The following is a 2,445-nucleotide window of genomic DNA, read 5'->3' on the forward strand; positions in this document are numbered from 1 at the left end:
CGTAACATGTGCCGGGATTGCCGAGCAGGAGCGCGCCGGGCGCCAGCATCGCCGTGCCTTGCTGGGCACGGTAGCGAAACGTGCCGCTGGTGACCGCGGCGACACAGAAATCCTGATGCGCTTCCTCGAACGGCCGGTCGCCGGCGCTAGCCGTGCAGATCACATCCGCCACATGCCAGCCGGGTCCGGATGCGAGCGTATGCGTGGTCGCTGTCATGACCGGAATATAGCAATTTTTCCCAAGCCCAGAACCTCGTAACCGCCTATTCCCTCCCAATCTCCTGACAAGAAGAGGCCACAACCATGTTCGATCAATCTTCGTTTGCCGATGCCCTGCATAGCCCCGGACCGATCGAAGGCCTTGCCGAAAAACTGAGCCTTTACGGCCGCTTCGTCGGCGCCTGGACTTTCGACGCCTCGCGCCACCTCGAGGACGGAACGGTGCTGACAGGGCGTGGCGAGGTGCATTTCGGCTGGGTGCTGGAAGGCCGGGCGATCCAGGACGTCTGGATCCTGCCCGCGCGGGACACTGGTTCCCAGCCTTCGCTCGGCAAATGGACTTTTTATGGCACGACGCTGCGCGTCTATGATCCCGGCGCGGATGCCTGGCACATCTTCTGGAGCGACCCGCCCAACCAGTATTTCAGCCGCCAGCTCGGCCGCGCCGAGGGTGACACGATCGTGCAAGTGGGCGCCGACGGCACCGGTAGCTCCGTACGCTGGGGCTTTTCACGCATCACCGAAAACGCCTTCCGATGGCTGGGCGAGCGCTCGCACGACAATGGCGCGACATGGCGGCTGGAGGTCGAGTTCCTGGCGCGCCGAGCGGTTTGATCGCCGAAGAATGCAGCAGCCCGGAATAAAAGCGTCGCGACCCTTTGCGCCCTCCGCTGTCTCGCCGGCATCAACCACTTTCTCACGAACAGTTCCCACCGAACGGGCTTTGCTCTACCAATTATCCTGGTACGGGCACGGCCCGGCGGGAGGGTCAGAGATGCCGAGTTTCGACAGCCTGTTCAACGCGTTCGTCACCATTCTCGTGACCATCGATCCGCCCGGCCTGGCGCCGCTGTTCCTCGCCGTGACGCGCGGCATGAACCGCGAGGAGCGCCAGCAGGTTTCCGTCCGCGCCTCGATCATCGGTTTCCTGGTGATGGCGCTGTTTGCGGTTGCAGGCGCCTCGATCCTGTCGGTGTTCGGCATCACGCTGCCGGCTTTCCGCGTCGCCGGCGGTTTCCTGCTGTTCTTCATCGCCTTCGAAATGGTGTTCGAGCGCCGGCAGGACCGCAAGGAGAAGATCGGCGACGTCGCCATCACCAAGGACATGATCCACAACATCGCCGCCTTCCCGCTGGCAATCCCGCTGATCGCGGGTCCCGGCGCCATTTCGGCAACTGTGCTGCTCTCAGGTTCCTTTCAAGGCTTTGCGGCGCAGGCGGCGCTGGTCGGCATCATCTTCGTCTGCCTTGCCATCACCTATCTGGTGTTCGTGCTGTCGGAACGCATAGACCGCATCCTCGGCCAGACCGGCCGCTCGATCCTGACCCGCCTGCTCGGCGTCATCCTGGCAGCACTGGCCGTGCAATTCGTCGCCGACGGCATCAAGGCGCTGATAGCGGGCTGACAGGCTGACGCGGCGAGAATCTCAAAGCCGGCTCTATCTCGCCGTCGTGTCGATGACCTCGAAATCGTGGGTAATCGTGGCGGTCTTGGCAAGCATCGCGGAGGCCGAGCAATATTTTTCGATCGAAAGGTCGATCGCGCGTTTCACCTTGTCGCTGGAGAGTTGCCTGCCCTTGACGACGAAATGCATATGAATGCGGGTGAACACTCTGGGTTCGGTTTCCGCCCGGTCGGCTTCGAGCTCGACAACGCAGTCCTCGACCGCGTCGCGCCCCTTTTCGAGGATGTGCACGACATCATAGGCCGAACAGCCGCCGGTGCCGATCAGCACCAGCTCCATCGGGCTCGGTCCCGGCGTCCTGCCTTCCGGTCCGGGCGCGGTTCCCAGCACCAGTTTGTGGCCGCTACCGGACTCGCCGACGAAGGTGCGTTCCTCGACCCATTTTACGCGTGCTTTCATCGAACTCGTCCTTCGCCATATTTCGTTGATCGCCATGTCGGCGTTCAGTTCGACAATGCAAAACCCCGAAAGTCCATGATGGACTCTCGGGGCGCAATGTTTGACTTAAGCCAAAAACAACATCTGCTGTTGCGATCAGAACGGGATTTCGTCGTCCAGTTCGCGCGACGAACCGCCACCGCCGCCGCTCTTGGCACCGCCACCACTGCGATTGAAGCCTTCGCTCGGGCTGGACTGGCCGAAATCGGAACCACGGCTGCTGCCGCCACCGGCATAGCCGCCGACTTGGCCGCCTTCACCCTGCCCGCGCGCGTCGAGCATCTGCAGCTCACCGCGGAATTGCTGCAGCACGACTTCCGTCG

The 2,445-nt window shown here is 62.7% G+C and carries 3 protein-coding genes and 2 pseudogenes; 2 read left to right on the forward strand and 3 right to left on the reverse strand.

Features of this window, described 5'->3' with window-relative positions; all coding sequences use genetic code 11:
- Nucleotides 1-217, reverse strand: a pseudogene (locus tag ENZ74_RS29130) (AraC family transcriptional regulator); the annotation flags it as partial.
- A gap of 86 nt (nt 218-303) precedes the next feature.
- Between ENZ74_RS29130 and ENZ74_RS29135 the strand changes: the two are divergent.
- Together ENZ74_RS29135 and ENZ74_RS29140 are read left to right on the forward strand one after the other, a co-directional pair.
- On the forward strand, nt 304-834 hold the full coding sequence (locus tag ENZ74_RS29135) for a hypothetical protein (protein WP_063167938.1): 531 nt from the start codon (nt 304-306) through the stop codon (nt 832-834).
- 160 nt (nt 835-994) lie between these two features.
- Entirely contained in the window at nt 995-1,624 is a 630-nt protein-coding gene (locus tag ENZ74_RS29140; RefSeq protein WP_013531832.1) for a MarC family protein, read from the forward strand.
- A gap of 33 nt (nt 1,625-1,657) precedes the next feature.
- On the opposite strand, the gene ENZ74_RS29145 is transcribed toward ENZ74_RS29140, so the two are convergent.
- On the reverse strand, nt 1,658-2,083 hold the full coding sequence (locus ENZ74_RS29145) for an OsmC family protein (RefSeq protein ID WP_063167937.1): 426 nt from the start codon (nt 2,081-2,083) through the stop codon (nt 1,658-1,660).
- 135 nt (nt 2,084-2,218) lie between these two features.
- Nucleotides 2,219-2,445 (reverse strand): annotated as a pseudogene (locus ENZ74_RS29150) (single-stranded DNA-binding protein); the annotation flags it as partial.

The organism is Mesorhizobium sp. M7A.F.Ca.CA.002.15.2.1 (assembly GCF_003998715.1).
Taxonomy (GTDB): domain Bacteria; phylum Pseudomonadota; class Alphaproteobacteria; order Rhizobiales; family Rhizobiaceae; genus Mesorhizobium; species Mesorhizobium ciceri.

What these genes read in the sequence shown, in the direction of transcription:
- ENZ74_RS29140 (WP_013531832.1), top strand. Translation starts at nt 995, where the DNA reads ATGCCGAGTTTCGACAGCCTGTTCAACGCGTTCGTCACCATTCTCGTG.
- ENZ74_RS29135 (WP_063167938.1), top strand. Translation starts at nt 304, where the DNA reads ATGTTCGATCAATCTTCGTTTGCCGATGCCCTGCATAGCCCCGGACCG.
- ENZ74_RS29145 (WP_063167937.1), bottom strand. Translation starts at nt 2,083, where the DNA reads ATGAAAGCACGCGTAAAATGGGTCGAGGAACGCACCTTCGTCGGCGAG.